General features: G+C 66.1%; 24 protein-coding genes. 3 read left to right on the top strand and 21 right to left on the bottom strand.

Annotation, left to right across the window (positions count from 1 at the left end; genetic code table 11):
• Window positions 1–34: 34 nt before the first annotated feature.
• The 13 genes from pcaD to H4O11_RS05905 all read right to left on the bottom strand — a co-directional run bounded on the left by pcaD (window position 35) and on the right by H4O11_RS05905 (window position 12284).
• Entirely contained in the window at window positions 35–808 is a 774-nt protein-coding gene (gene pcaD, locus H4O11_RS05965) for a 3-oxoadipate enol-lactonase (protein ID WP_182338492.1), read from the bottom strand.
• 2 nt (window positions 809–810) lie between these two features.
• Window positions 811–2013 carry a 3-oxoadipyl-CoA thiolase gene (gene pcaF / locus H4O11_RS05960; RefSeq protein WP_182338491.1) on the bottom strand — a complete coding sequence of 401 codons (1203 nt, stop codon included), beginning with the start codon at window positions 2011–2013 and terminating at the stop codon, window positions 811–813.
• Window positions 2010–2660, bottom strand: coding sequence for a 3-oxoacid CoA-transferase subunit B (locus tag H4O11_RS05955; protein WP_182338490.1), 651 nt, complete (start codon window positions 2658–2660; stop codon window positions 2010–2012). The genes pcaF and H4O11_RS05955 overlap by 4 nt, the downstream gene beginning before the upstream one ends.
• On the bottom strand, window positions 2660–3328 hold the full coding sequence (locus tag H4O11_RS05950; RefSeq protein WP_182338489.1) for a 3-oxoacid CoA-transferase subunit A: 669 nt from the start codon (window positions 3326–3328) through the stop codon (window positions 2660–2662). The genes H4O11_RS05955 and H4O11_RS05950 overlap by 1 nt, the downstream gene beginning before the upstream one ends.
• 86 nt (window positions 3329–3414) lie before the next feature.
• On the bottom strand, window positions 3415–4617 hold the full coding sequence (locus H4O11_RS05945; protein WP_182338488.1) for a benzoate/H(+) symporter BenE family transporter: 1203 nt from the start codon (window positions 4615–4617) through the stop codon (window positions 3415–3417).
• A 9-nt stretch (window positions 4618–4626) separates the two neighbouring features.
• Window positions 4627–5964, bottom strand: a complete 1338-nt coding sequence (locus H4O11_RS05940) for an MFS transporter (protein ID WP_182338487.1) — start codon at window positions 5962–5964, stop codon at window positions 4627–4629.
• A 64-nt stretch (window positions 5965–6028) separates the two neighbouring features.
• Entirely contained in the window at window positions 6029–6805 is a 777-nt protein-coding gene (gene benD, locus H4O11_RS05935) for a benzoate diol dehydrogenase BenD (protein ID WP_182338839.1), read from the bottom strand.
• A gap of 2 nt (window positions 6806–6807) precedes the next feature.
• Window positions 6808–7833 (bottom strand): benzoate 1,2-dioxygenase electron transfer component BenC, encoded by a 1026-nt coding sequence (benC, locus tag H4O11_RS05930; protein ID WP_182338486.1) that lies wholly within the window; start codon window positions 7831–7833, stop codon window positions 6808–6810.
• Between the two features lie 24 nt (window positions 7834–7857).
• Entirely contained in the window at window positions 7858–8346 is a 489-nt protein-coding gene (benB, locus tag H4O11_RS05925; protein WP_182338485.1) for a benzoate 1,2-dioxygenase small subunit, read from the bottom strand.
• Window positions 8343–9692 carry a Rieske 2Fe-2S domain-containing protein gene (locus tag H4O11_RS05920; protein ID WP_182338484.1) on the bottom strand — a complete coding sequence of 450 codons (1350 nt, stop codon included), beginning with the start codon at window positions 9690–9692 and terminating at the stop codon, window positions 8343–8345. The genes benB and H4O11_RS05920 overlap by 4 nt, the downstream gene beginning before the upstream one ends.
• Before the next feature lie 94 nt (window positions 9693–9786).
• Complete coding sequence (gene catA / locus H4O11_RS05915) at window positions 9787–10722, bottom strand: catechol 1,2-dioxygenase (protein ID WP_182338483.1); 936 nt, start codon at window positions 10720–10722, stop codon at window positions 9787–9789.
• Window positions 10723–10799: 77 nt separating this feature from the next.
• Entirely contained in the window at window positions 10800–11090 is a 291-nt protein-coding gene (catC, locus tag H4O11_RS05910; protein ID WP_182338482.1) for a muconolactone Delta-isomerase, read from the bottom strand.
• A gap of 21 nt (window positions 11091–11111) precedes the next feature.
• Window positions 11112–12284 (bottom strand): muconate/chloromuconate family cycloisomerase, encoded by a 1173-nt coding sequence (locus tag H4O11_RS05905; protein WP_182338481.1) that lies wholly within the window; start codon window positions 12282–12284, stop codon window positions 11112–11114.
• A 164-nt stretch (window positions 12285–12448) separates the two neighbouring features.
• Between H4O11_RS05905 and H4O11_RS05900 the strand changes: the two genes are divergently transcribed.
• A complete protein-coding gene (locus H4O11_RS05900; protein WP_182338480.1) occupies window positions 12449–13393 on the top strand; it encodes a LysR family transcriptional regulator in 945 nt (314 codons plus the stop codon).
• A gap of 68 nt (window positions 13394–13461) precedes the next feature.
• Here the strand turns inward: H4O11_RS05900 and H4O11_RS05895 are convergent, their stop codons facing one another.
• Entirely contained in the window at window positions 13462–13875 is a 414-nt protein-coding gene (locus tag H4O11_RS05895; RefSeq protein ID WP_182338479.1) for a hypothetical protein, read from the bottom strand.
• 396 nt (window positions 13876–14271) lie between these two features.
• Window positions 14272–15561 carry a carbohydrate porin gene (locus tag H4O11_RS05890; protein WP_182338478.1) on the bottom strand — a complete coding sequence of 430 codons (1290 nt, stop codon included), beginning with the start codon at window positions 15559–15561 and terminating at the stop codon, window positions 14272–14274.
• Window positions 15562–15853: 292 nt separating this feature from the next.
• Here H4O11_RS05890 and H4O11_RS05885 point away from each other — a divergent pair, with 292 nt between their 5' ends.
• Window positions 15854–16465, top strand: a complete 612-nt coding sequence (locus H4O11_RS05885; protein ID WP_246333317.1) for a DNA-3-methyladenine glycosylase — start codon at window positions 15854–15856, stop codon at window positions 16463–16465.
• Between the two features lie 307 nt (window positions 16466–16772).
• Here H4O11_RS05885 and H4O11_RS05880 read toward each other — a convergent pair whose 3' ends face one another.
• Genes H4O11_RS05880 through H4O11_RS05870 form a run of 3 tightly spaced genes read right to left on the bottom strand, consistent with a single transcriptional unit; the run spans window position 16773 to window position 18929 of the window.
• On the bottom strand, window positions 16773–17759 hold the full coding sequence (locus tag H4O11_RS05880; protein WP_182338477.1) for a saccharopine dehydrogenase NADP-binding domain-containing protein: 987 nt from the start codon (window positions 17757–17759) through the stop codon (window positions 16773–16775).
• Entirely contained in the window at window positions 17756–18160 is a 405-nt protein-coding gene (locus H4O11_RS05875; RefSeq protein ID WP_182338476.1) for a VOC family protein, read from the bottom strand. The genes H4O11_RS05880 and H4O11_RS05875 overlap by 4 nt, the downstream gene beginning before the upstream one ends.
• 25 nt (window positions 18161–18185) lie before the next feature.
• Window positions 18186–18929: an SDR family NAD(P)-dependent oxidoreductase gene (locus tag H4O11_RS05870; protein ID WP_182338475.1), complete on the bottom strand. Its 744-nt coding sequence runs from the start codon at window positions 18927–18929 to the stop codon at window positions 18186–18188.
• Window positions 18930–19067: 138 nt separating this feature from the next.
• Between H4O11_RS05870 and H4O11_RS05865 the strand changes: the two genes are divergently transcribed.
• Window positions 19068–19985, top strand: coding sequence for an AraC family transcriptional regulator N-terminal domain-containing protein (locus H4O11_RS05865; RefSeq protein WP_182338474.1), 918 nt, complete (start codon window positions 19068–19070; stop codon window positions 19983–19985).
• Window positions 19986–20024: 39 nt separating this feature from the next.
• Here the strand turns inward: H4O11_RS05865 and H4O11_RS05860 are convergent, their stop codons facing one another.
• From H4O11_RS05860 to H4O11_RS05850, 3 genes are all read right to left on the bottom strand, one after another.
• Window positions 20025–22340, bottom strand: a complete 2316-nt coding sequence (locus H4O11_RS05860) for a CocE/NonD family hydrolase (protein WP_182338473.1) — start codon at window positions 22338–22340, stop codon at window positions 20025–20027.
• Window positions 22341–22429: 89 nt separating this feature from the next.
• Window positions 22430–23266 carry an isocitrate lyase/PEP mutase family protein gene (locus tag H4O11_RS05855; RefSeq protein ID WP_182338472.1) on the bottom strand — a complete coding sequence of 279 codons (837 nt, stop codon included), beginning with the start codon at window positions 23264–23266 and terminating at the stop codon, window positions 22430–22432.
• Entirely contained in the window at window positions 23263–24393 is a 1131-nt protein-coding gene (locus H4O11_RS05850; RefSeq protein WP_220466628.1) for an FG-GAP repeat domain-containing protein, read from the bottom strand. The genes H4O11_RS05855 and H4O11_RS05850 overlap by 4 nt, the downstream gene beginning before the upstream one ends.
• Window positions 24394–24406: the final 13 nt, after the last annotated feature.

Here is a 24406-nt window from a genome sequence, read left to right as displayed (position 1 = left end):
CGATGGACGCCACCGGTTGGTGGCGCAGGTCAGGTCACTGCAGGAACTGGAGCAGCGCCGCGTTGAAGGCAGCGGGTGATTCGATGTTCAGCAGGTGCCGGCCAGGCAGCACCGCAACGCGACCATTGCCCACGCTTCCGGCAATCGCCTGCAGGTCGCCCGGCGGGCACACCGGATCCTGGTCGCCGGCAATGGCCAGCAACGGGATTTCGATCCGCGTGATGTCCGTCCGCAGGTCGGCTGCTGCCAATGCCGCGCAGCAGCCGGCGTAGCCGCGCACGGATGTTGCAGCGAAACTTTCCAGGATGGCGGCTACCTGGCCCGGCTGCGTCGCCCGGAAGGCGGCACCGAACCATCGTTCGGCGGTGGCGCCCAGCAGGGGGGGCAGGCCATGCGCCTGTACTTCGGCGATGCGCGCATTCCAGCTTTCGGCACTGCCGATTCTTGCCGCCGTCGCACAGGCCACCACGCGGTCGAGCCGCTGCGGCGCATTGACCGCCAACCACTGCGCGACCAGCCCGCCAATGGACAGGCCACAGTAGTGCACGCTCCCGATGCCCAAGGCATCCAACAATGCAATGACATCACCGCCCAGGTCGGCGAGGGAATACATGCCCTCCGGTGCGGTGGACAGGCCGTGCCCGCGCCGGTCATGGCGCAGCACGCGGAAGTGGCTGGACAGCTCGGCCACCTGTGGATCCCACATGCGCAGGTCGGTGCCCAGCGAATTGCAGAACACCAGCCAGGGGCCCTCGGCACCGTCGATGCGGTAGTGCAGTTGATGGGTTTCCAGATCCAGCATCGGCATGGTCAGACCCTCTCCACTGCCAGCGCCAGGCCCATGCCAACGCCGATGCACAGCGTGGCCAGTCCGCGGCGGCCACCACTGGCCTGCAACTGGTGGGCCAGGGTAAGCGCCAGCCGGGCACCACTCATGCCCAGCGGATGACCCAGCGCGATCGCTCCACCATTGGGATTCACCTGCGGCGCATCATCGGCCAGGCCAAGTCCACGCATCACCGCCAGCCCCTGGCTGGCAAATGCCTCGTTCAACTCGATGGCATCGAAATCCTCGATGCGCAGCCCAAGCCGTGCCATCAGCTTCTGCCCGGCCTGGATCGGCCCGATGCCCATCACACGCGGTTCCACCCCGGCAGATGCCATACCGAGGATGCGCGCACGCGGCACCAGCCCGTGTCGCTGGATGGCAGCCTCATCGGCGATGATCAATGCAGCCGCACCATCGTTGATGCCCGATGCATTGCCAGCCGTCACCGTGCCCCCGGCGAACAGCGGGCGCAGCTTCGCCAGCGTTTCCAGCGTGGTATCGGCACGCGGATGTTCGTCCACGGCCACTTCCACGTCCGGCCGACGACCGCCGGGAATGACCACCGGCACGATCTCATCGGCGAAGAAGCCGGCGGCCAGCGCACGCTGCACGCGTTGCTGGCTACGCAGCGCGAAGCCGTCCTGGTCTTCGCGGCTGATGCCATGGTCCTCGGCGACGTTCTCGCCGGTACGCGGCATCGTTTCAGTGCCATGCAGGGCCTGCAGCGCCGGGTTGATGAAGCGCCAGCCCATGGTGGTGTCTTCCATCACCTGGCTGCGCCCGAACGCGGCGTCCGGCTTGCCGACCACGAACGGGGCGCGGCTCATCGACTCCACGCCACCTGCGATGGCCAGCGACATTTCCCCACAGGCAATAGCACGCGCGGCCTGCCCCACCGCCTCCAGCCCCGAAGCACACAGGCGGTTCACGGTAACGCCGGGGACCTGCACCGGCAGGCCGGCCAACAAGGCGCTCATGCGCGCCACGTTGCGGTTGTCTTCGCCCGCCTGGTTGGCACAGCCCAGGAAAATCTCTTCGATGGCGGCCGGATCCAGCCCGACATTGCGGGCCAGCAGCGCCCGGATCGGCAGCGCCCCCAGGTCATCGGCACGCACCGACGACAGTGCGCCGCCATATCGGCCGATCGGCGTGCGCACCGCGTCGCAGATGAAGGCAGCGCTCATGCCGCCACCCCGCTGCCGACGAACACCAGCCCGGTCAGGCGCTGCAGGTCTTCCACGCCCAGGCCCTGCACCAGTTCCAGTACACGGGCGCCGTCGCGGCCGAGATCGAACACGCCATGGTCGGTATACACCCGCGAAACACAGCCGATGCCGGTCAGCGGATAGCTGCAGGCCTGTACCAGCTTGCTCTGCCCCTGGCGGGTCAGCAGGTCCATCATCACGAACACCTGCTTGGCCCCGATGGCCAGGTCCATCGCACCGCCCACGGCGGGAATCGCTCCGGCTTCGCCGGTACTCCAGTTGGCCAGGTCGCCCCGTGTCGACACCTGGAAGGCACCCAGCACGCAGATGTCCAGGTGGCCGCCGCGCATCATCGCGAACGAGTCGGCATGGTGGAAGTAGCAGCCGCCGGTGCGCAGCGTGACCGGTTGCTTTCCGGCATTGATCAGGTCCGTGTCCTCTTCGCCCGGCGCCGGTGCCGGGCCCATGCCCAACAGGCCGTTCTCGCTCTGCAGGAAAATTTCCCTGTCGGCCGGGAGGTAGTTGGCCACCTGCGTCGGCAGGCCGATGCCAAGGTTCACGTAGGCGCCCTCGGGAATGTCGCGGGCCACGCGACGCGCGATCTGGTCGCGGCTGAGCAGGACCATCAGTTCACCTCCAGGGCGACCACGCGTTGCACGAAGATGCCCGGCGTGACCACGTGTTCGGGATCCATCGCGCCCAGTTCCACCACCTGCGCCACCTGGGCGATGGTGGTGGTGGCGGCCATGGCCATGATCGGACCGAAGTTGCGTGCGGTCTTGCGATACACCAGGTTGCCCCAGCGATCACCATGCAGGGCCTTGATCAGGGCGAAGTCGGCACGGATCGGGTACTCCAGCACGTAGTGGCGGCCATCGATCTCACGGGCTTCCTTGCCAGCGGCCAGCTCGGTGCCATGGCCGGTGGGAGTGAAGATGGCGCCGAGGCCGGAGCCCGCAGCATGGATGCGCGCGGCGAGGTTGCCTTGCGGTACCAGCTCCAGTTCGATTTCGCCTGCCTTGTAGGCGGTGTCGAAATGATGCGAGTCGGATTGGCGCGGGAACGAACAGACCACTTTTCGCACGCGCTTGTTGGCGATCAGCGCAGCAAGCCCGGTATCGCCATTGCCGGCGTTGTTGTTGACGATGGTCAGCTCGCGCGCGCCATGCTCGATCAACGCATCGATCAATTCATCCGGCATGCCGGCACGGCCAAAGCCACCGATCATCACCGTGGCGCCGTCAGGGATATCGGCGACGGCGTCACGGCAATTGGCAACAGTCTTGTCGATCACCGGAGCGCCCTCCTTTGGATGGAATGGAAGGAAAGATCAGCCATGGTGCGACTCCTGCGTTGACGCCAGGTTGGGGGAAAGTGGATTCATGTGCGTTGCACCGCCGTGGCCAGCGCCCGGCGCCGGTGCTGCAGCAAACCGTGCGCTGCCATGCCCAGCAGCAGGCTCCAGAACGCCGCGCCAAGCCCGAACAGGCTCATGCCGGACGCGGACACGATGAAAGTGACCAGCGCGGCGTCGCGCTGGCCGGGCTCGGCCACCGCCGCACTGAGCGCGTTGGCGATGGTCGGGAACAGCGCCAGGCCGGCCAGGGTGGCAATCAGCTCCGGGGGCAGCGCGGCGAACAACGCCAGCACCGTGCCGGCGAAGCAGCCCAGCAGCAGGTACAACATGCCGCCGGAGACACCGGCCACGTAGCGCCGCGCAGGATCTTCGTGCGCTTCCGGACCGGTGCAGATTGCCGCGGTCACTGCGGCCAGGTTCAGCCCATGGCAACCGAACGGGGCAAGCAGCGCCGACCCCGCCGCCGACCAGGCCACCAGCGGCCCAGATGCCGGCTGGGCATAGCCACTGCTGCGCAGCATGGCGATGCCAGGCATGAACTGCCCGGTCAATGCCACCACCACCAGTGGCAGGCCGATGTTGATCGCGGCCTGCCACTCGAAGCGCGGCGTCACCCATACCGGTGCTGTCAGCTGCAGGCCGGGCACGGTTCCGGAAACCTGGCCGCTGGCGAACGCCACCAGCACCCCGACCAGCAGCACCGCCACCACCGCGTAGCGGGCAAACCAGCGCCGGCCGATGAAGAACATCGTGAACATCGACAGCACCAGTACCGGCTGCGAGCCCATGCCGACGAACAACCGGGTGGCGAAGCCGAACAGGATGCCGGCCAGCATCGCCGCCGGGATGGCCGGCGGCAACCGGGCAATCAGCTTGTCGAACAGGCCCGATACGCCCACCAGCAGGATGATCGCGCTGGCCACCACGTAGGCGCCGATGGCCACCGCGAAGTCCACCGTCGGCAGCATCGAAACCAGCAGCACCGATCCGGGGATCGACCAGGCGATCACCACCGGCACCCGGTAGCGCAGGCTGAGGGCCACGCCCAGCACACCGCTGCCGATGGCAATCGCCCATACCCACGATGCCAGCTGCGCCGGCGGCAGCGCCGATGCCGCCTGGAACACGATCACCAGCGGCCCGGCGAAGGACACCAGGGTGGCGATGATGCCCGCCAGCACGGCAGGCATCGACGCGTCACGCAGCAACTGGCGCAGGGGCTGCATCAGCCGGCCTCAGCGCGGTGCCGCCGCGACGGGCTGGACCGCCACCGCGCGCTGGCTGCTGACGGCGAACACCAGCATCGCCAGTGCCGAAACCGCTGCCGGGATCGCGAAGATGAGGAAACTCTCCTGCAGCGGCATCTCGCGTGCCAGCAGCACCCCGCCCAGGGTCGGGCCGACGATCGCACCCACGCGTCCAACGCCCGACGCCCAGCCCAACCCGGTCGAACGCACCGACATGTTGTACAGCTGCGCCACGCTGGCATACAGCAGGATCTGGGTACCGATGGTGGTGGCACCGGCCACGAACACCAGCGAGAACAGCAGCACCGGCGCCGGGTTGTAACCGATCAGTGCGATCGACACCGCCGCTGCGGCGAAGAACCCGATGACCACCTTCGGCAGGCCGAAGCGGTCGCCCAGCCAGCCACCGGCAATGGCACCGGCCATGCCACCGAAGTTCAACGAGAACAGCGTCAACAGGCTGGCCTTCTCGGCGTAGCCGGCTTCCTGCATCACCTTGGGCAACCACGAACTGAGCAGGTACACCAGCAACAGGCAGCAGAAGAACGAAACCCACAGCATCATCGTGCGCAGGCTGCGCTGGTGCCGGAACAGTTCGGCTACCGAAGCGGTGGCGCCCTTGACCTCGGTGAACACCAGGCTGTCCTGCAGGCCCACCGCGGTTCCGGTATCCAGCCTGGCGAACACGCGCCGTGCTTCTTCCTGGCGGCCGCTGCGGATCAGGAAGCCCAGCGACTCAGGCAGTCGCCACAGGATCAACGGCAGCGCCAGCAGCGGCACCACCGCGACCCAGAACATCGGCTTCCAACCCAGCACCGGGATCATCCAGATGCCCAGCGCGGCGGCGACCATGCCACCCACCGAGTAGCCACTGAACATCAGCGCGACCATGGTGCCGCGCAGGCGCTTGGGCGCGTATTCGTTCATCAGGGCCACGGCATTGGGCATCAGGCCACCACAACCAAGACCGGCCAGGAAGCGCAGTGCCTTGAACTGCTCCGGCGTGTTGGCGAAGCCGGTGAGCACCGTCGCCACGGTGAACAGGGTGAAGCTGATCGCAATGCCCTTGCGGCGCCCGATGCGGTCGGCCAGCTGGCCCATCACCAGTGCACCGAACATCATGCCGAACAGCGCCCACGCCTGCAGCGCGCCAGCCTCCGGCTTGCTCAGGCCCCATTCCTTGATCAGCGTGGGCAATACCGTGCCGGCGACGAACACGTCATAGCCATCCACCACAAGCAGCAGCGCGCACAGCGCCACCACCGACCACTGGAACCGTCCGAAACGCGCCTTGTCGATCTCCTCACTTACGTCGATGCTGCGCATGAGCTCCCTCCCAGGATGTGCACTGCTTCATGGACGGCCGGCGAAACCGACCGCATATTCGTGTTCAACCGAGATCGCCACCGGCAACCGGCAATACCGTCCCGGTGATGTAGGACGCCTCGTCGGAGGCCAGGAACAGGATCGGCGCCACTTGTTCGTCGATGGTTCCGTAGCGTTTCAACAACGTCGACGCAGTGACCTGCTCGACGACTTCAGCCATCCATGCCTGTTCCTTGGCGTTGTCGCCGGCGGCGTTGCGTGGCACCCGGCGCGGTGGCGCGGAGGTGCCGCCAGGAGCGGTGGCCACCACGCGGATGTTGCGGCCGGCATATTCCATCGCCAGCGACTGGGTGATGGCATTGATGCCACCCTTCGCGGCCGAATAGGGCACCCGATGGATGCCGCGGGTTGCGTTGGAGGACACGTTGACGATGGTGCCCGCACCGCGCGCGAACAGGTGCGGCAGCACGGCGTGGCAGGCATACAGCGTCGGCATCAGCGAGCGGCGGATCTCCGCATCGATCTGCCCGGGTTCGAACTCGGCGTAGGGCCGCATGCGGATTGCGCCGCCGACGTTGTTGACCAGGATATCGATGCCGCCGAAGACCTCTGCAGCACGCTTCATCGCATCGTCGGCGCCCTGCCAGGTTTCCAGGTCGGCATTGAAGGCTTCGATACGGGCGCCAGTCGCGGCAGCGATGTCGCGTGCCACCTCAGCAACGAAATCGGCGCGGTCCACCAGCAGCACCGCAGCGCCTTCGGCGGCGGCACGGGTGGCGACGCTGCGGCCAATGCCCTGCGCCGCACCGGTCACCACCATTACCTTGTCCACGAAGCGCATGCTCACGCGGCGCGCTCCTGTGCTGGCTGGCTCGGGGTGAACTTCTCATAGTGGAAGCTGGCTGGCTTGATGCCGACCTCGTCCAGGTGGTGGCGCACCGCATCCACCATCGGCGGCGGGCCGCACAGGTAGATGTCCACGTCACCGCCGTTGAGTGCCTGCTCCGGCAGGTGCTGGGTCACCCAACCCGTACGCGGGTGGGACGAGGCGGCATCGGCAACCACGGTGGTGAAGCCGAAGCCCGGCACGCGTGCAGCGAAGGCCTCCAGCTGCTCCACCAGCACCAGGTCGGCATCGCGGGTCACCCCGTACACCAGGTGCATCGGCGGCAACGCGCCGCGTCCTGCCGCCACTTCCAGCATCGACAGGAACGGCGCAAGGCCGGTGCCACCGGCCAGCATCAACACCGGGCGCTGCACGTCACGCAGGTAGAAGCTGCCCAGCGGCCCGGTCAACTCGACCCTGGCGCCGACAGCGGCGCGGTCCAGCCAACTGCTCATCAGGCCACCTGGCACGCGCTTGATCAGGAATGAAAGACGCCCCTGCCCCGGCAGCGAACTGAACGAATACGAACGATGCTGGCCGCTTCCCGGAACGCCGATGTTGACGTACTGCCCTGGCAGGAACACCGGCGCATCGCCGTCCACGTCCAGTTCCAGCACGATGGCTGCATCGCCCTGCGGCACGATGCCGGACACCGTGGCCGCGAAGCTGGCGTGGCCGGTCTTGCACAGCCCGGAGGCTACCGGCACGGCGATCACGCAATCGCTGGAAGGCACCATCTGGCAGGTCAGTACCAGGCCGTCGGCTGCCTCATCGGCGGTCAGGGCGTCATCGATGTAGTCGTCGCCCAGGTCGTAGCGGCCACTTTCGGCGCGGCATTTGCAGGTCCCGCAGACGCCGTCGGAACAATCCATCGGCAGGTTGATGCGCTGGCGGAACGCAGCGTCGAGGACTTTCTCCCCGTCCTTGCAGTCGATGAAACGGGTAACCCCGTCTTCGAAGTTGAGGGCGATGCGATGGCTCATGGCGTGTTCTCCTGCTCGGCCGTATCAGACGTGGTAGATGTCGATGACCTGGCGGATGTAGTCGTTCTTCAGCACGATCTTCTTGTTGCTGACCAGGAAACTGTCGCCTTCCCGGCGCAGGGTGACGAAGCAGGTGCCGAAGAACTGGTCGTCGGTCTTGTAGCGATGGTTCAGGGTCAGGAAGTTGTAGCGGACATCGATCTCGCCATCGCGCTGCGCCAGCAGTTCGATGTTGCTGACGTTGTGGCTGGTGCGTGGTTCGGGCGTGGAGGCGCCCGAACGCTCGGTCTTGATCCGGAACACGCGGTCTTCCAGTCCATCGCGGTTGCCGTAGTAGATCAGCGAGATCTGCGAATGCGGGTCTTCGGTGACCTGGTCATCGTCGTCCCAGGCCGGCATCCAGTAGATGACATCGGCCGCATAAAGCTCCAGCCATGCATCCCATTGGCGGTCGTCCAGCAGGCGCGCTTCGCGGTACAGGAACGCGGTGATTTCCTGATGGATGCTGCTCACTTCGCCCCCTCCCGCGCCAAGGCCTTGCGCAGGGTGCCGGCCCAGTACTCGTGCTGGCAGACGAACAGGCCCTCGTCTTCGCTGCGCTCGCCACTGACCAGCGGGGTGATGCCCATCTTCCGTGCGTTCTCGTCCGGGCCACGTACCCATAGCGGCGCACCACGGCTGAGGTCGTTCCAGGGCGCCGTGGTGGCGGCATAGCCGACCTGGCAGGCGCGGAACTCTTCCAGGTCATCGGCGGTGCCCATGCCGGATACGTTGAAGAAGTCTTCGTACTGGCGGATGCGTACCGCGCGATCGGTCGCGCTCTCGCCCTTGGGGCCGAAGCAGTAGATGGTGATCTCGGTCTGGTCCACGCTGATCGGGCGGGCCACGCGGATCTGCGTGGAGAACTGGTCCATCAGGTAGACATTGGGGTACACGCACAGGTTGCGGGTCTGGCGCACGATGAAGTCCGCCTTCTCCTCGCCCACGCGCGCGGCGATCTCTTCGCGCTTGTCCCATACCGGCCGCACTTCCGGGTTCAACGAATTGGTCCACAACAGGATGTGGCCGTTCTCGAAGCCGTACACGCCACCGACGCTCTTGCTCCAGCCGTTGGCGTCCACCGCCTTGGTGCCGGTCTCCTTGCGCCGGCCCATGGTGGCCGAATAATTCCAGTGCACGCTGCTGACGTGGTAGCCATCGCAGCCGTTCTCCATCTGCAGCTTCCAGTTGCCGTCATAGATGTAGGACGAATTGCCGCGGATCACTTCCAGCCCATCCGGTGCCTGGTCGACCATCTGGTCGATGATCGCCTTGGTCTGGCCCAGGTGGTCCTCCAGCGACTGTACGTTTTCGTCCAGGCTGCCGAACAGGAAACCACGGTAGTTGGCGAAGCGGGCCACGCGCTTGAGGTCGTGCGAACCGTTCTGGCCGAACTGCGGCGGATACTCGGTGGTTTTCTCGTCCTTCACCTTGAGCAGCTTGCCGGTGTTGCTGAAGGTCCAGCCGTGGAACGGGCAGGTGAAGCTGCCCTTGTTGCCATGCTTGCGACGGCACAACATCGCCCCGCGGTGCGCGCAGGCATTGATCACCGCATGCAGCTCGCCGGTCTTGTCGCGGGTGACCACTACCGGCTGGCGGCCGATCCAGGTGGTGAAGTAGTCATTGTTGTTCGGTACCTGGCTTTCATGTGCCAGGTACACCCAGTTCGATTCGAAGATATGGCGCATCTCCAGTTCGAACAGGTCTTCGTTGGTGAAGATGTCGCGGCGGCAACGGAAGATGCCCGCCTCGGGATCGTCCTGCAGCGCGTTGGCCAGCAGATCGTCAATGTCGGATGTACGCTCGATGATCGAGGACATGAGGGGTTCTCCCGTTGCGCCACGCGGCGCGGAATTCGCGGAAAGGAAACCGGCATGCACCGGGTGGCGTGGGCCACCCCGGTGTGGCCAGCGGTCAGGCAGCGGCGCGGGGGCGCTCGCAGATCTGGTTGTCTTCGCCCTGCACGAGCGGGGTGAGGTGGAAATCGAACACGATCTCGGCGAAGGGACCTTCCAGGCCGGCGGCAGCGATGCTGGCCGCGTCGCCGTGTTCGACCACCTCCGGTACCAGCCCGTCACGGGTAGCGTGGGCGAAGTCATCGTTGACCAGCGGATCGCCTGCGATGTTGATCTGCGTGGTCAGCTTGCGCTGGCCGTCGGCGCTGATGAAGAAGTGGATGTGCGCCGGGCGCTGCCCATGCCGGCCGAGCGCGAACAGCAGCTTTTCGGTCGGGCTGCCCGGAGGGACGCCATAGCCGTTGGGCAGGATGCTGCGGAAGCTGTACCTGCCCTGCTGGTCGGCGATGATCGTGCGGCGCATGTTGAACGGCGCCTGCACGCCAGTAGGATCGAAATGCGAGTAGAAACCGCGCGTGTCGCAGTGCCATACCTCCACCTGCGCACCCGGGACCGGCTGGCCGGCATCGTTGAACACGGTGCCGTGCATCAGCAGCAGCTGGCCGTCGGTATCGCGACCGTCGTCCAGGCGCGCGTGGCCCTGCACTACCGGTGCGCCAGCGACGTACAGCGGGCCTTCGATGGTGCGCGGGGTCTTGTTGTCGATGCCCAGCGCAGCATCCTGTGCATCCATGCGCAGGTCCAGGAAATGATCCAGGCCCAGGCCGGGCGAGATCAGGCCAGCCTGGCCCGCGATGCCGAGCTCGTTGACCCAGGCGATGCCGGCCCAGTATTCGTCCGGGGTGATGTCCAGCTCGTCGATCGCCTTGAACAGGTCCGACATCAGGCGGTGGATGATCTGCTTGGCGCGCGGGCTGCCGTCGGGCTTGTCCAGTCCACTGATCTCACGCAGGAAGGCCTGCACGTCAGGCTGGTCGAAGATGGTCACGCTCATGGGGTTGCTCCTCTTGGTGGCGATTGCTACCTGGTCGCGTTCCCTCCCAGGGAGCGCACCGGATTCGGGTTTCTTTCCTAGCGGTCGTCTTCGTGCAGCGACGACGGATGCCGGCACAGCGGGGTGACCGCGATGCGCATGTACGGGAACAGCGGCAGACTGGACAGCAGGTCGTGCAGCTCGGTGTTGCCGGCCACGTCGAAGATGCTGAAATTGGAGTACTCACCCACCACGCGCCAGATGTGGCGCCACTTGCCTTCGCGCTGCAGTTGCTGGAAATAGGCCTTTTCGCGGGCCTTGATGTCGTTGGCGACGTCCTGCGGCATATCGACCGGCAGCAGGACATCCATGCGGACGTGGAAAAGCATGTCGTGGTTCCTTGTAGTGCGTCAGCGCGCCACGCTGATGGTGCGGCGCAGGCCGTCACGGGTGAAGAACGCAACCCGGTCTTCGTCGAGGGCGATGCCCAGCCCGGGACCCTCCGGGATATCCAGCGCGAACTCGCGGTAGGACAGCGGCGTGGCGAGGATTTCCTCGGTGATCAGCAGTGGCCCGAACAACTCGGTGCCCCACTGCAGGTTGGCGAAGGTGGAAAACACCTGGGCGCTGGCGATGGTCCCCACCGCACTTTCCAGCATCGTGCCGCCGTACAGCCCGATGCCTGCCGCGTCGGCGATGGCCGCCACGCGCTGGGCGTTGTACAGGCCGCCGCTCTGCTCGATCTTCACCGCGAACACATCGGCGCCCTGCACCCGCGCCAGTTCGAAGGCCGATTCGGGGCCGGTCAGCGATTCGTCGGCCATCAGCGCCACCGGGAAGCGCCGCACCAGCCGCGCCAGCGCCGCAGCCGAGGCAACCGGCTGCTCGACCAGCTCGCAGCCGGCATCGGCCAGCGCCGCCATGCCGAATGCCGCGTCGGTTTCGCTCCACGCCATGTTGACGTCCACGCGCACCGCCGCCTGGTCACCCAGCGCGCGCTTGATCGCGGCCACGTGGGCCACGTCCTCGCGCACGCCACGCGCACCGATCTTCAGCTTGAACACGTTGTGGCGACGCAACGCCAGCATTGCTTCCGCTTCGGCGATGTCCTTGCTGGTATTGCCCGAGGCCAGCGTCCAGGCCACCGGCAGGCTGTCGCGGCGGCGTCCTCCCAGCAGTTCCGACACCGGCAGCCCCAGCCGCTTGCCCTGCGCATCCAGCAGCGCGGTTTCCACCGCACTCTTGGCGAAGCGGTTTTCCTTGATCACCTGGGCGATGCGCGCCATCAGCGACTGCACGCGGGTGGCGTCCTGGCCCAGCATCATCGGCGCGAAGTAGGAATCCACCGCCAGCTTCATGCTTTCCGGGCTTTCGCCGCCGTAGGCCAGGCCACCGATGGTGGTGCCTTCGCCGATGCCGACCGTGCCGTCGCTGCAGTACACGCGCACCAGCATCAGCGTCTGGCCATCCATGGTGGCCACCGACAGTTTGTGCGGGCGGATGGTCGGCAGGTCGACCAGCAGGGTATCGACCCGTTCGATACGGACCGACGTATTGGTTTCAGGGGCAAGTGCGGCGTTCATGACGGTTTTTATGCAGCGCGAACCAATGTGACGTCCAACACCATTTGCGTGTAGAACCATACCCTGACGGTATGATGTGCCACTAAGCATTGATTTCAGACTATTGGTGCACCGCACAATACCGGGTAGGTATTGCTATTCAGCTTTCAGGATTCGACCAAAGTATGGACCTCAGACAGCTCCGCTATTTCTGCGCAGTCGCCCACGAGCGCAACTTCACCCGCGCCGCCGAGACCCTGCACATCGCCCAGCCGCCGCTGAGCCGGCAGATCCAGCTGCTGGAGGAAGAACTGGGGGTGCAATTGATCCTGCGCAGCAGCCGGCCACTGCGGCTGACCGACGCCGGCCGCCTGTTCCATGAGCAGGCGCTGCAGATCCTGGGCCGGGTGGAGCAGATGCAGGCCGCGACGCGCCGGGTAGGCCTGAACGAGCGCAGCGTGCTGGCCATCGGCTTTGTCGCCTCCACGCTGTACGGTGGACTGCCGCTGCTGGTGCGCAAGCTGCGGCAGCATTCACCGGAACTGGATATCCGGCTGATGGACATGACCTCCATGCAGCAGATCGAAGCGCTGAAGGCCGGCCGCATCGACATCAGCATCGGCCGCCTGCGCCACAACGATCCCGCGGTGGCCGGCGATGTACTGCGCGAAGAGCGGCTGGCCCTGGCAGTGCCGCTTGGCTCGCCGCTGGCCACCACCGATGCGCCGGTGCCGGTGTCCGCGCTGGCCGGGCAGTTGCTGATCGTCTATCCGAAGGATGCGCGGCCCGGCTTCGCCGACCAGGTGCTGACGCTGCTGCGCGAAAATAGCGCCGAACCCTCCGAAGTGCACGAGGCCAAGGACCTGCAGACGGCGCTTGGCCTGGTGGCTGCGGAAACCGGCGTGTGCGTGGTGCCCAGCGCATCGCGCCAGCTGCGCGCGGACCTGCACTACCGGCTCATCGAAGGCGAACGTGCAACCTCGCCGGTGGTGCTGAATTACCGGCGTGCGGACGACTCGCGCTACATCGGCATCGTCAAGAAGCTGATCCAGGAAATGTACGCCGAGAACCCACCGTGGCTGGACCTGGAGCACAACCTGCCTACCCGCCCGCAGTTCGGCAGCGACTGACGGGGGTCTGGTGGATGATGACTGCCCTGGTGGGTGACGACCGTTGGTCGTCACGGCAACGGCCCCCATCACCGCCTTGAGTGCAATGCCACACCCGCCGAATCGGCCAGCTCCCGCCCTGCCAGTATCAGCGCCTGTTCCATGTCCTCCCCCAGTCCCTGTCCGGCACCGCCATGGCGCCGCGCCATGTACGCTGCCTGCAACAGCCGCCACAGCGCACTTAGCGCGGTCAGGTTGCGGCTCACCCGTGCCAGCTCGCCGCTACGCCCATCCGGCAGCCCTGGTTCGTCCCACGGCATGCCATCACCAGCATCGCCGCGCTCCATCAAGCGCAGATGGCCAATCAGCGCAGGCGTCATTTCAGGCGTCACGCCGTCGGCCAGCGCGTGTTCGAGGCGCTCCACCAGGTGGAAGGGAAGGTCCAGTACCGCGTCACCGATCAGCGCGTGCAGTCGCGCGCCGGTGGGAGAAAATTCCGCCATGAAAAACCTCGCATAGTCGTTGAGCCACCTGCCCATGGGCAGGTGGCGGACGGTGCGGGTTGGCGTACCGGCGCCTCGATCGGGAAGAATAACCGGCGGATATGGGAATCCCCACACACCGCCCGCCATGTAACCGGCAGGCGATGCATTCTCCGCCGCGCCCAGTACAGGCGACAACAGAGTTATCCAATCAAGGCAATCGGGACGCCAATCCCGGCTGGAAAAGTTGGTTCCAGCGAGGACATCGTGTGCAATTCCGCCATGCGGGTACATCAGGAAAACTGCATTTTTGGCTCGGGTAGATGGCGACGGTGGTCGTAGCGCGGTTTTTCCTGCCTACGCTCCGTGACGGGCATGGCCCGTCAGTACCGAGACCCCGCCATCCCCCCGCGGCGATCAGAAACGGACGTCCGCCTTCACCCCCATCACCACCGCGTCCCCGTGTGCGGGGAAGCCTCCCGGATGGCGTACATACTGCACGCCGGGCTGTACATCCAGCCCGGGCACCGGCTTCCACCCATAGAACACTTCAGCCACATGTTCTGCCTGCGCACGCTGGCCACCATCACGCGCCTGCGCGAAACGGGCGGCACGCGGATTGAGGCGCGTGGTGGCCACGCCGATACCGACCCGGTCCTGCGGCCGTGCCACGGTCGGCCCGGTATAGATCAACTGCAGGTTGAGCATCTGCTGCACGCTGCCGGTGCGACGGTCGCCCATCGCCATCGCCAACTGTCCGCGCAGGCCGGAACGCACGCTGTCGCCACTGCCGGCGGTCAACTGCTGCTGTGCACTGGCCCAGCCACCGTAAGCACCCGTGCGCATCAACGCGGTCATGCCCGTACCGATATCCTGCAGCGGCTGCACGGCATCGGCACGGGGCGCACTGCTGTACCAGCCACCCAATGCGTAATGCCCATGCAGGCCAGCAAACGACGGCTCCCAGCCCAATTCCAGCGGGGTCAATGTTCCCACCGTGCCGGATGGCGCAAGCCGCAGGCCGCCGCCGCGCGTGTCGGCATAACGCGGGTTTACCTGGTAGGCACCTGCGCGCAGGTAAACCACTGGCACCGGGCGATACTCGAACACCCCACCCCATTGGCTGAGTGGCGAATTGAACCAGTAGTCGCCGGCAAACACCGCCGGCTGGCTGCCGCAGAATGCGAGGTTCATCGCCACGCAGTCCAGCCCATTGAAGTCATCGCCCACCGCCAGACGGCCCAGCTTCACGTCGAAACGACCGTCATGCGAGCGCCTGCCCAGCCACAGATTGCCGAGCCGCACGATGTGGCCACGTCCGTAGACTTCCTGGTTCTGCATCAGCGTGCCCAGGCCCGTGCGATCGGCCAGGTTGTCGCCATCGCGCAGGCTCAACGAGACCTGCGCGCGCATCCCTTCCCAGCCCCACGCGCGGTCCAGGTCGAAACGCCCTGCTGCGGACAGTTGCCCTGCATGCGCATCGCTGCGGCGCGTGCCACCGGACAGGTTGCGTGCCGCTTCAACGGTGTAGCCCAGATCGAGGTCCACGCCCTTGTCGGCCCAGGCGCTGCGGCGTCCGCCCCAGTCGCCGGTGATTCCAGCGGTGGTATCGGCCAACGCGGGCAATGGCTGGCTGATGGCAACGCAGGCAGCCAACAGCGCACTGCACGAAAGCGGCGAACCAGCGAATGACAAGACCGTGCCCATGCAACGCTCCTTCTCTGACGGAGGCTTAACGTTGCATGGCAGCCGAAGCGCCAACGCGGGCGCGAACGCAGCTCAGTCGATTGCGTCAGGATGTCGCTTGATCACCCAGTCAATGTCTTGAATCAGCAACGCCGGCGGGCAGCGGGCCATGTCGTTGGCGACACCGACGCCCCCGCGGCGTCGCCAACGTCGGCATGCGGGCCTGCGGTCGCCACGCGTGCAGGAACGGCGCGTTGACCTGGCCGATACCGGTTCCCGTGCACGCTATGCGCAAAGCCTGGAGATGTGGAACATGCCGCAGTCACCCCGCGCACCGTGGATGGTGTTGCCACGGGATTTCTATCGCCGTCATCCTGCACTGGTAGCACCGGACCTGCTGAACAAGATCCTGCTGCGCGACGATGGCCGCGCGGCACGCATCATCGAGGTCGAGGCGTACGCTGGCAGCGAAGATCCCGCAGCGCACTCGTACCGTGGCATGACCGCGCGCAATGCCACCATGTTCGGCGAGCCCGGGCACCTGTATGTCTACTTCACTTACGGCATGCACTGGGGCAGCAATGCGGTGTGCGGTGAAGTGGGCGAAGGCGTCGGTGTGCTGCTGCGTGCCGCCGAGCCCTTGCACGGCCTGGAGGCGATGCGGCTTGCCCGGCCCAAGGCCAGGCGTGACCGCGACCTGGCGAGCGGGCCGGGAAAACTGTCGCAGGCATTCGGCATCACCCGCGATCTTGATGGCGCGGACCTGGTCAGCACCGACCGCGGGGTCAGCATCGTGGACGACGGCACGCGGCCCCCTTCCTCTCCCGTCATCGGGCCGCGCATCGGCATCAGCCGCGCGACGGATTTTCCGTGGCGCTGGCATGTACCGGACCATGCCCATGTATCGGTGCGGCCGAGGCGCTGAGTGGCCATCGCCTTCACTGCGGCGGGCAACAACTTCGAGCTTGCCGTGGCAGTAGCCGTGGCGGCGTTCGCGTCACGCCAGGCATGAAAAGAAAGAAAAACGGTAGCGCCGAGCCATGCTCGGCGGGATTCATCCATGGCCGCCAACGGAGAGCCGCCGAGCATGGCTCGGCGCTACCCTCATGCCACCGAAGGCCCAGGCGCCTGCGTATCGCACGGCGTACCCGTCCTCACCGTGCTGGTCCACGTATCGCTTTGGTTCGGCCGCACGTCTTTCCACGGCGAGCCGGTGCAGGCCGAATCCCCGCTCAAGCCAGGTCACTGATCCGCGTATCGGCAATGGTTTCCGCAAAGCCGCTGCCGAACAGGCCAACCGGTGTCTGGAACCCCGCTTGATACTCACCGGCGAGCACCCTGCGCGCTGCTTCCACGGCGGCCAGCGGGGTGAAGGAATAGCCATTGACCGTATCCAGCACCGCTCGGGTTACCACTCCCTCGGTGTCGATGACTTCCACCGATGCCTGGTAACGGTTGGCCCCGCGTTCGGCGACCGTAGGCCCATCAGGCAACGCGGCAAGGTCACCCTCCGGGAAGGCCGATCCTGAAACATGCACGTAGGTCTCGATATCGGCCAACCCGCTCTGCTGCGCGATGGTGAGCAGGTCTGGCAGGGTTATCGGGAAGCAGCTCGCCCGGTAACCGCCAAAATCAAAGTCCCGCAACTGCGACGGATCGCGCGGGGTCAGCACGCCGTGGTGCAGCATGAGGCATTCGGCGACCAGGTTCTGGCTGGCACTCACCGCCGAACCGCGCGACATGCCGCCGGAAACGTGCAGGGCGATCCGCAGTGACGCGGCCATGGGAGCCCGCGCGATCGCGTGCGCCGCCAGGCTGCCCAGCATCGCCACGCTGCCACCGCTGCCCGGCAACAGCATCACACCTGCATCAAGTGCCTGCCGATGCCATTTCCCTGCGAGCTGATAACTGTCCAGCTCCGCGGCGATGTCCAGATAGTGCGTGCCGGTGCGCAGGCAGGCCGACATCAGCGCGGCGGCACTGTGGACAAAGGGACCGGCACAGTTGAGCAGCACGTCGATATCCGCCAACCCACGCTCCACGACATCCGCCTCATCCAGCGCGAATACGCGATACTCAAGCTGCAGGTCCCGCGCCAGCGCGACCAGGGGCCCCGCTTCGCGGCCAGCGAGCACGGCCTCCAGGCCAACCTGCTTCGCGCGCGCCGCGGCCATCCGCCCGGTATAGCCGACAGCGCCGTAGATGAGCAGTGTCTTCATGGCTGCGGGTGCTGCCACGGCTTGTGCACGAACTCCAGGCTGTAGCCATCCGGGTCGAGTACGTTGGCGGCGTAATAACGCGGATCGTAATGCAGGCGTGCGCCGGGGGCGCCATTGTCGGTGGCGCCTGCACCCATCGCCGCGGCATAGGCTGCATCCACTTCAGCATGGCTGGAAGCCATGAAGCCCACGTGCGCGGCGGCGCCTTCCACTACGCCAGGACGCAACCAGAAGAACACCCGCCCCTTGCAGCCGAAGCCCTTCAGGTCCGGGTGGCCGGGCGGCCCTTGACGACCGTGATAGTCCAGGCGATCAGTGATGCCCAGCGGTGCCAGCGCGGCGGTGTAGAACGCGACCGAGCGCGCGGTATCGGTGACGGACAGGAAAACGTGGTCGAGCATGGGAATCTCCTTGTGAAGCCTGGGATCAGACCTGGTAGCCGCCGGATACTTCGATGGACTGCGCGTTGACCCAACCTTGGTCCGCGGACAGCAATCCCGCAATCACCTGGCCGACATCATCCGCTTCGCCGATGCGTCCCAGTGCCGTCTGCGCGGCAAGCAGCGCCTCGAACTCCTCGTCCAGCCCGCCGCCCAGTCCGGTGCGGATGGCACCCGGCGAGACCGCGTTGACACGGATGCGGCGTGGACCGAACTCCTTCGCCATGTAACGCGTCAGCACCTCCAGCCCGCCTTTGAAAGCCGCATAGGGAGCCACGCCAGCGGTGGCGACGCGGGTGGTGGCGCTGGTCAGGTTGACTATCGATGCACCATCGGCGAGTAGCGGCAGCAGGGCCTGGGTCAGGAAGAACGGTCCTTTCAGGTGCACGTTGAACAAGCCATCGAACTGTTCTTCGGTAACGGTTTCGATCGGGTTGAACAGACCGAAGCCTGCGTTGTTGACCAGGCCATCCAGCGTGCCGTGTTGCCAGCGCTCCTGCAGGATCTCGCGCAGCTTCCCGACGAAGGGGATGAAGCCATTGCTGTCGGCGACATCCAGCTTCAACACTGCCGCATGCCCGCCCTCGGCCTCGATGCGCTGCATCACGGCCTGCGCTGCGTCGGCGCGTTCGTTGTAGGTCAGTACCACGGCCATGCCGCGCCGTGCACATTGCAGCGCGGCGCTGGCGCCGATACCGCGGCTGCCGCCGGTGATGAGGACGGACTTCATGGGCGTTTTCCTTTGCGTGATGGGGTGAGCCAAGGCTACGCAGGCATGTCCACCTGCACCTTCCGGATCCTCCCGGATTCCTGCCTGTTCCTGCTCCAGCCATTGCCAGCGCCGGCTGCACGGTGTTCCATGGGGCCCATGAACACTGCATTGGACGAACTGCGCCGCTTGGCGGCAGGTGCCCAGAACCGCCGCACCGATACCGGCATCCCACGCGTGGCCATGGTCCAGGGCGAGATTCCCGAGCATGCGCTGGCCGCCGTCTACGAGCCGATGGTCAACCTGATCCTGCAGGGCGGGAAAACGATGACCGTAGGTTCGCAGACGCTGCGGTACGACCCCGCCACCTACTTCGTGATGTCCGTGGACCTGCCTGCCGTGGGTGCGGTGTACCCGGCCAGCACCGGTGAGCCGTATCTTGCCGTGAGCCTCACCTTGGACCCGGTGATCATCGGCGGCCTGCTCGGTGACCTTGCCGAATACCAGGCCCCCGCCACGGCGCAACCCCAGCCTTCCGCGCGTGCCTTCGACGTGGCGGCGGTGACCCCGGAGCTGCTGGATGCCTGGGTGCGCATGTTGCGGCTGATGCAGCAGCCGGCCGACATTCCTGCACTGGCAGGCGCCTATGAGCGCGAGATCCTGTACCGGGTACTGCAGGGTCCGCAGGGCCACCTGCTGCGGCAGATCGCCCTGCCGGATTCGATGCTGGCGCGCATCAACAACGCCATCCTGCGCATCCGCCGCGACTACGCACGGCCGTTGCGCGTGGCGGTGCTGGCAGAGCATGCCGCGATGAGCGAATCCGCGTTCCATCGCCACTTCAAGTCCGCCACTGCGCTCAGCCCGCTGCAGTTCCAGAAGCAGCTGCGGCTGTTGCAGGCACGGCAGCTGCTGACAGCATCCGGAAAATCGGTGACGGCGACGGCGCTCGACGTGGGCTATGAAAGTCCTACCCAGTTCAGCCGCGAGTATTCGCGGGCATTCGGGCTGCCACCGGCGCAGGATGCCGCGCGGATCATGGCGGCGTCACGCCGGATTCCGGCTGTGCCTGGCTGATGATCGTTGACCGCGCTCCCCCGGACGGGGGCGTGGTCCCTACCGCGCGGCCTGCAGCGGAATGCGCACCACGCTGTCGGTGTGCCAGTCGATCCGCAACGGCGTTCCGGCATCGGCCACGGACTCGTCGCTGACATCCCGGCCGGTACCATGGTTGACCTGGTGGTTGGCATCCTTGAGCACGTCCACCACCAGCAACAGGCGGCTGCCCGCGCTCAGCCGGCGGGCGGTCATCCGCGTGCGCTCGAAAGGCAGCACGGTCCAGCGGCCAGGCTGCAGCAGCGCACGCGTGGTCATGTCGCGCGCATGGCTGGCACGCCCCATGAAATATGACAGCTGCATCACCCTTCCATCCTGCATCTGCTCATACAGGGTTACGGTGAGGTCCACGTCGCGCTTGTTGATGCGCACTTTCAGTTCGCCGGAGAACGTGCCCACCACATCGACCGGCTGCTCGAATACCTCGCTGGCGAAAGCCAGGGCGTCGCCGGTTTCCAATGTGTCGCGGAGGATCGGGTCGGGGTAGTAGCCGTGCCGCTCGGTGCCGCGGTCCGAAAAATCCACCACCTGGCTGAGGAATCCACCCTGCGCAGGCGCGGTGCGGCTCAAGCGGTGGTACGGGCCTTCGGAACCGGTTGAAAGATGGAAGGACGGGTAGGCCCCGGCAGCGGCGGCGAGCGATTCCTCATGTCCCCAGCGATCAGCCCCCATCAGCTGGTAGTTGACCCTGCCGGCCAGCAGCGCCGGTCGCGGTGCCCCCTTCAACACGTGGTCGAACCATTCGAACGTCAGCGCCTGGGTATCGAACTGCGCCGCCTTGTCCACGTCATAGCCACGCAACTGCATGGCCTTGACCGGGGACTGCGCGCCGAAATGGTCGTATGGTCCGATCAACAACGTGTGGTCGGCATCCGGCCGATGCCGGTAGTGCTCCTTGAAGTACTGCAGGGCAGAAATCTGTCCGTCATCGTAGTAGCCGGTCACGGACAGCACCGGGATGTCGATGCCAGCGAAGTCATCGCCATACGGCACCATCGCCTGCCAGTACGCGTCATACGCGGGGTGCGAAAGCCAGCGCTGCAACCACGGGTTCGGCGTGCCATCGACCTGGTCGATCTGGCGGTAGGGCTGGCCAGATGCATACCACTTCTCCGCCAGCGCAGACCACCGCCCGCGCTGGTTGTACGTGTCGTCGTCCAGCAGCCTGTTGTTGGCCACGTAGAACGGCCAGGCGTAGTTGGCGGTCAGGAAGACGTTGTTCTCCATCGGCAGGCCCAGGCCTGGAATCGCCGCCACATACGCGGCGATGGCCTTCAGGGCGGGATGGCGATACTTCGCTGCGGCCCATGCTGCAAAACCCAGGTAGCTGCCGCCGTACATCACCACCCTTCCATCGTTCCATGGCTGCCGGCTGATCCAGTCAATGGCGGCATGGGCATCCCTGCCTTCCGTTTCATACGGTGCCGCCTCGCCGGTACCCAGGCGTTTGCCACGCGCATCCACCACCACGCCGGCATAACCGTGCGCCGCTGCCAGCAAGGCGTCGCTGCGGTTCCGCGCCGGGTCCGTGTAGATGGTGAGCTGCATTGCCGCAGGCAGTGGAGCATCCACGCCCCGGCGCCGCGCCAGATGCGCTGACAGCATCACCCCGTCCGCGCCAGGGATCATGACCTGGTCATCCACGGTGAAGCGTCGGTCCTGGTCTTCGCTGATCAAGGACGGCGCCAGCGCCACCGCCACGCGGAAGGTTTGCACGAACGCCGCCTGCCGCAGCAGGTCGAGCGCGACCTCACGCGGGAGCACCTTGTCCGGCGCGTGCTGCGCAACAGCCTGCGCAAGCTGCTGCGTCGCGGCGTCCACGTTGGCGACGAACCAGTAGTGGGTCTGCAACGCGGCAAGGTCGTCCAGCAATGCGAAGCGCCTGCGGAACGCGGCGGCGTATGCGGAACCGACATCGCCGCGTGCAGATGCCTGCGCCTGGGCCAGCAGCAGGTAAGGAACCCAGCGCTGCGCGCGGCCCGGATCGTCCTGCGCGACAAACGAAGCCATCAGCGCTTCCACCGCCACGGCCGCGTCCGCATGCTGCCCGGCCACGATCAGCGCCTGGCTGCGCTGTGCCTGGGTCAGCGCTGCAGCGCCGGGCGAAGCGTCGGCAAGCACCGCCTGGGCCAGCTTTGCCAGCGATGCATCCAGCCGCGCGGGATCGGCAGGCGGCGGCACGAACGTTGCCGGCACGGCAGCCGGTGCGGCCCACCCGATGGGTGACAGCGCCACCACCAGGCCCAGGCAGGCACACAGTCGTGCCAAGGGCCACCAGATACGCTCGAAGCGGGCATGAAGGGAGATCCTGGCCATCGTGTCGTCCGTGGGCATGATGGCACCGAGCATACGGCCTGTGGCCCATTCCGGGACATTGACGGACGCCGGCTCGATTCCGGACCTGGTCAGCCCAATGGCGGGTCGCCGAACAACCCGTTCAACTCCGCTCCCGTAGGCGACGCTGCCAACGCAGCGAAGCTCCCGTGCTCGATGATGGCCTTCGAGGCCTCCATGAAACCCGACCACGCCGACCGTGCAAGCGCGCCACCGACACTGATGCGGCGCACGCCCAGGCGAGCGGCGTCTTCGACGGTCATGTCGGTGGCTGCTCCGATCAGCAGGTTGACCGGCTTGCCCGCCGCCGCCTCCACCACCGCCCTGACCTGCGCCTCGGTCCTGATGCCCGGTGCGTACAGGCAGTCCGCGCCGGCCTGCGCATAGGCCCGTATCCGCATCACCGTATCGTCCAGGTCCGGACGGCCGGCAAAGAAGTTCTCTGCACGACCGATCAACAGCGTCCCGGTGCCACTGGCATCGATGGCCGCGCGTGCGGCCTGCAGCCGGGCCACGCTGTCCTCCATGCTGCGCAGGGGCTGCGACGGGTCGCCTGTCGCGTCCTCGATCGAGATACCTGCCGCGCCGGTATCGACGGCCATCAGCACGCTTTCGTGCACCTCGGCGACATCATCGCCAAAGCCGCTTTCGAAATCAGCATTGACCGGTAAATCAGTGGCTTCCACCAGCATGCGGATGTGGGCGAGCACCTGCTCCCGGCTCATCGCTCCGTCGGGCCTGCCGCACGACCATGCATACCCCGAACTGGTGCTTGCCAATGCCTTGAATCCAAGTCTCGCCAGCAGCTTCGCACCACCGGCATCCCAGGGGTTGGGCAGCACGAAGCAGCCGCTTCCATGCAGTGCCCTGAAGGCCACGCGGCGCGCCTGGATGGACAGCCGATTCATCGTCCAGTCCCGTGGCCTTCGCTTCCGGTCAGCAACAGGCGGGCCTGTGACTGCCATCCGCCAATGAACAGATCCGGCCTGCCGTCGCCGTCCAGATCGCCCTGGGCGATGCTCCAGCTGCGCCCAACCGTGGTTGACGGAACAACCGTGGAGGTCACGTCGCTGAAGATGCCCTTGCCATCGTTCTGCCAGGCGCGCAGTTGCTGGGGAACGAAGCCGGGTACCTCTATGGCACTGACGACCAGGTCCGGATGTCCATCCAGGTTGAAGTCGACCACCGTTCCACCCCAGCTGGAAAAGCGGTGGGGCGGCAGCCGGCTGCCGGTTTCGTCGGTGAAGCGCGCATTCCCATCGTTGATGAAAAGACGGGTCTGCGGGTCCTTGTCCCACGCACCGTTGTTGCTGGTGAGGTTGAAGAACACCAGGTCCAGGTGGCCATCGCCGTTGGCATCGACCGCGTGCACCTCACGGGTCTCCATCGGCACCTGCGGGCCCAGGCGTCCGGTGGCATCGACGAAACGGCCGTCGCCATTGTTGAGGAACATCCGGTTGGGCGGCTGCTGGCTGGCGACCACGATATCGAGGTCGCCATCGCTGTCCAGGTCGGCCAGCACAAGGCCCTGCCCCTGTATGTCCACCTTGGGCAGGTGGGTGGCGGTAGCATCGATGAAATGCCCCGGCCGCTGGCTGTCGTTGAGCCACAGGAAGGTCTGTGCCGGCTGGTCGCTTCCCTCGGTGGTGTTGCCCACGACGATGTCGGGCAGGCCATCTCCGTTGATGTCGCCGACCGCCACGGCATTGCCCTGGCTGGTGGCCGGCAGGCGATCGCTGGCACGCACGAAGCCCCCCTTGCCATCCCCCAGGAACAGGTTGTGCTGTTCGTCGTCTTCGGCAACGAAGACCACATCCATGTTGCCGTCGCCATCGAAGTCCGCAGCGCGGACATGTTCGTTGTCACCTGGTCGGGTTCCGAAGGCACCCTGGTGGTAGGTCAGTCGTCCTGTGCCATCGTTCACGTACAGCCGGTTGGGTCCGTTCTCGATGGCCACCACCACATCGAGGTCACCGTCGCCATCGGCGTCGATCATGACCGCATCGAGTGCATGCAGGTCCGGATCCTTGGGCACGTGGGTTGCCGTG

This window comes from Stenotrophomonas tumulicola (assembly GCF_014117215.1).
GTDB lineage: Bacteria > Pseudomonadota > Gammaproteobacteria > Xanthomonadales > Xanthomonadaceae > Stenotrophomonas > Stenotrophomonas tumulicola.
This window is presented reverse-complemented; position numbering and strand designations above follow the sequence as displayed.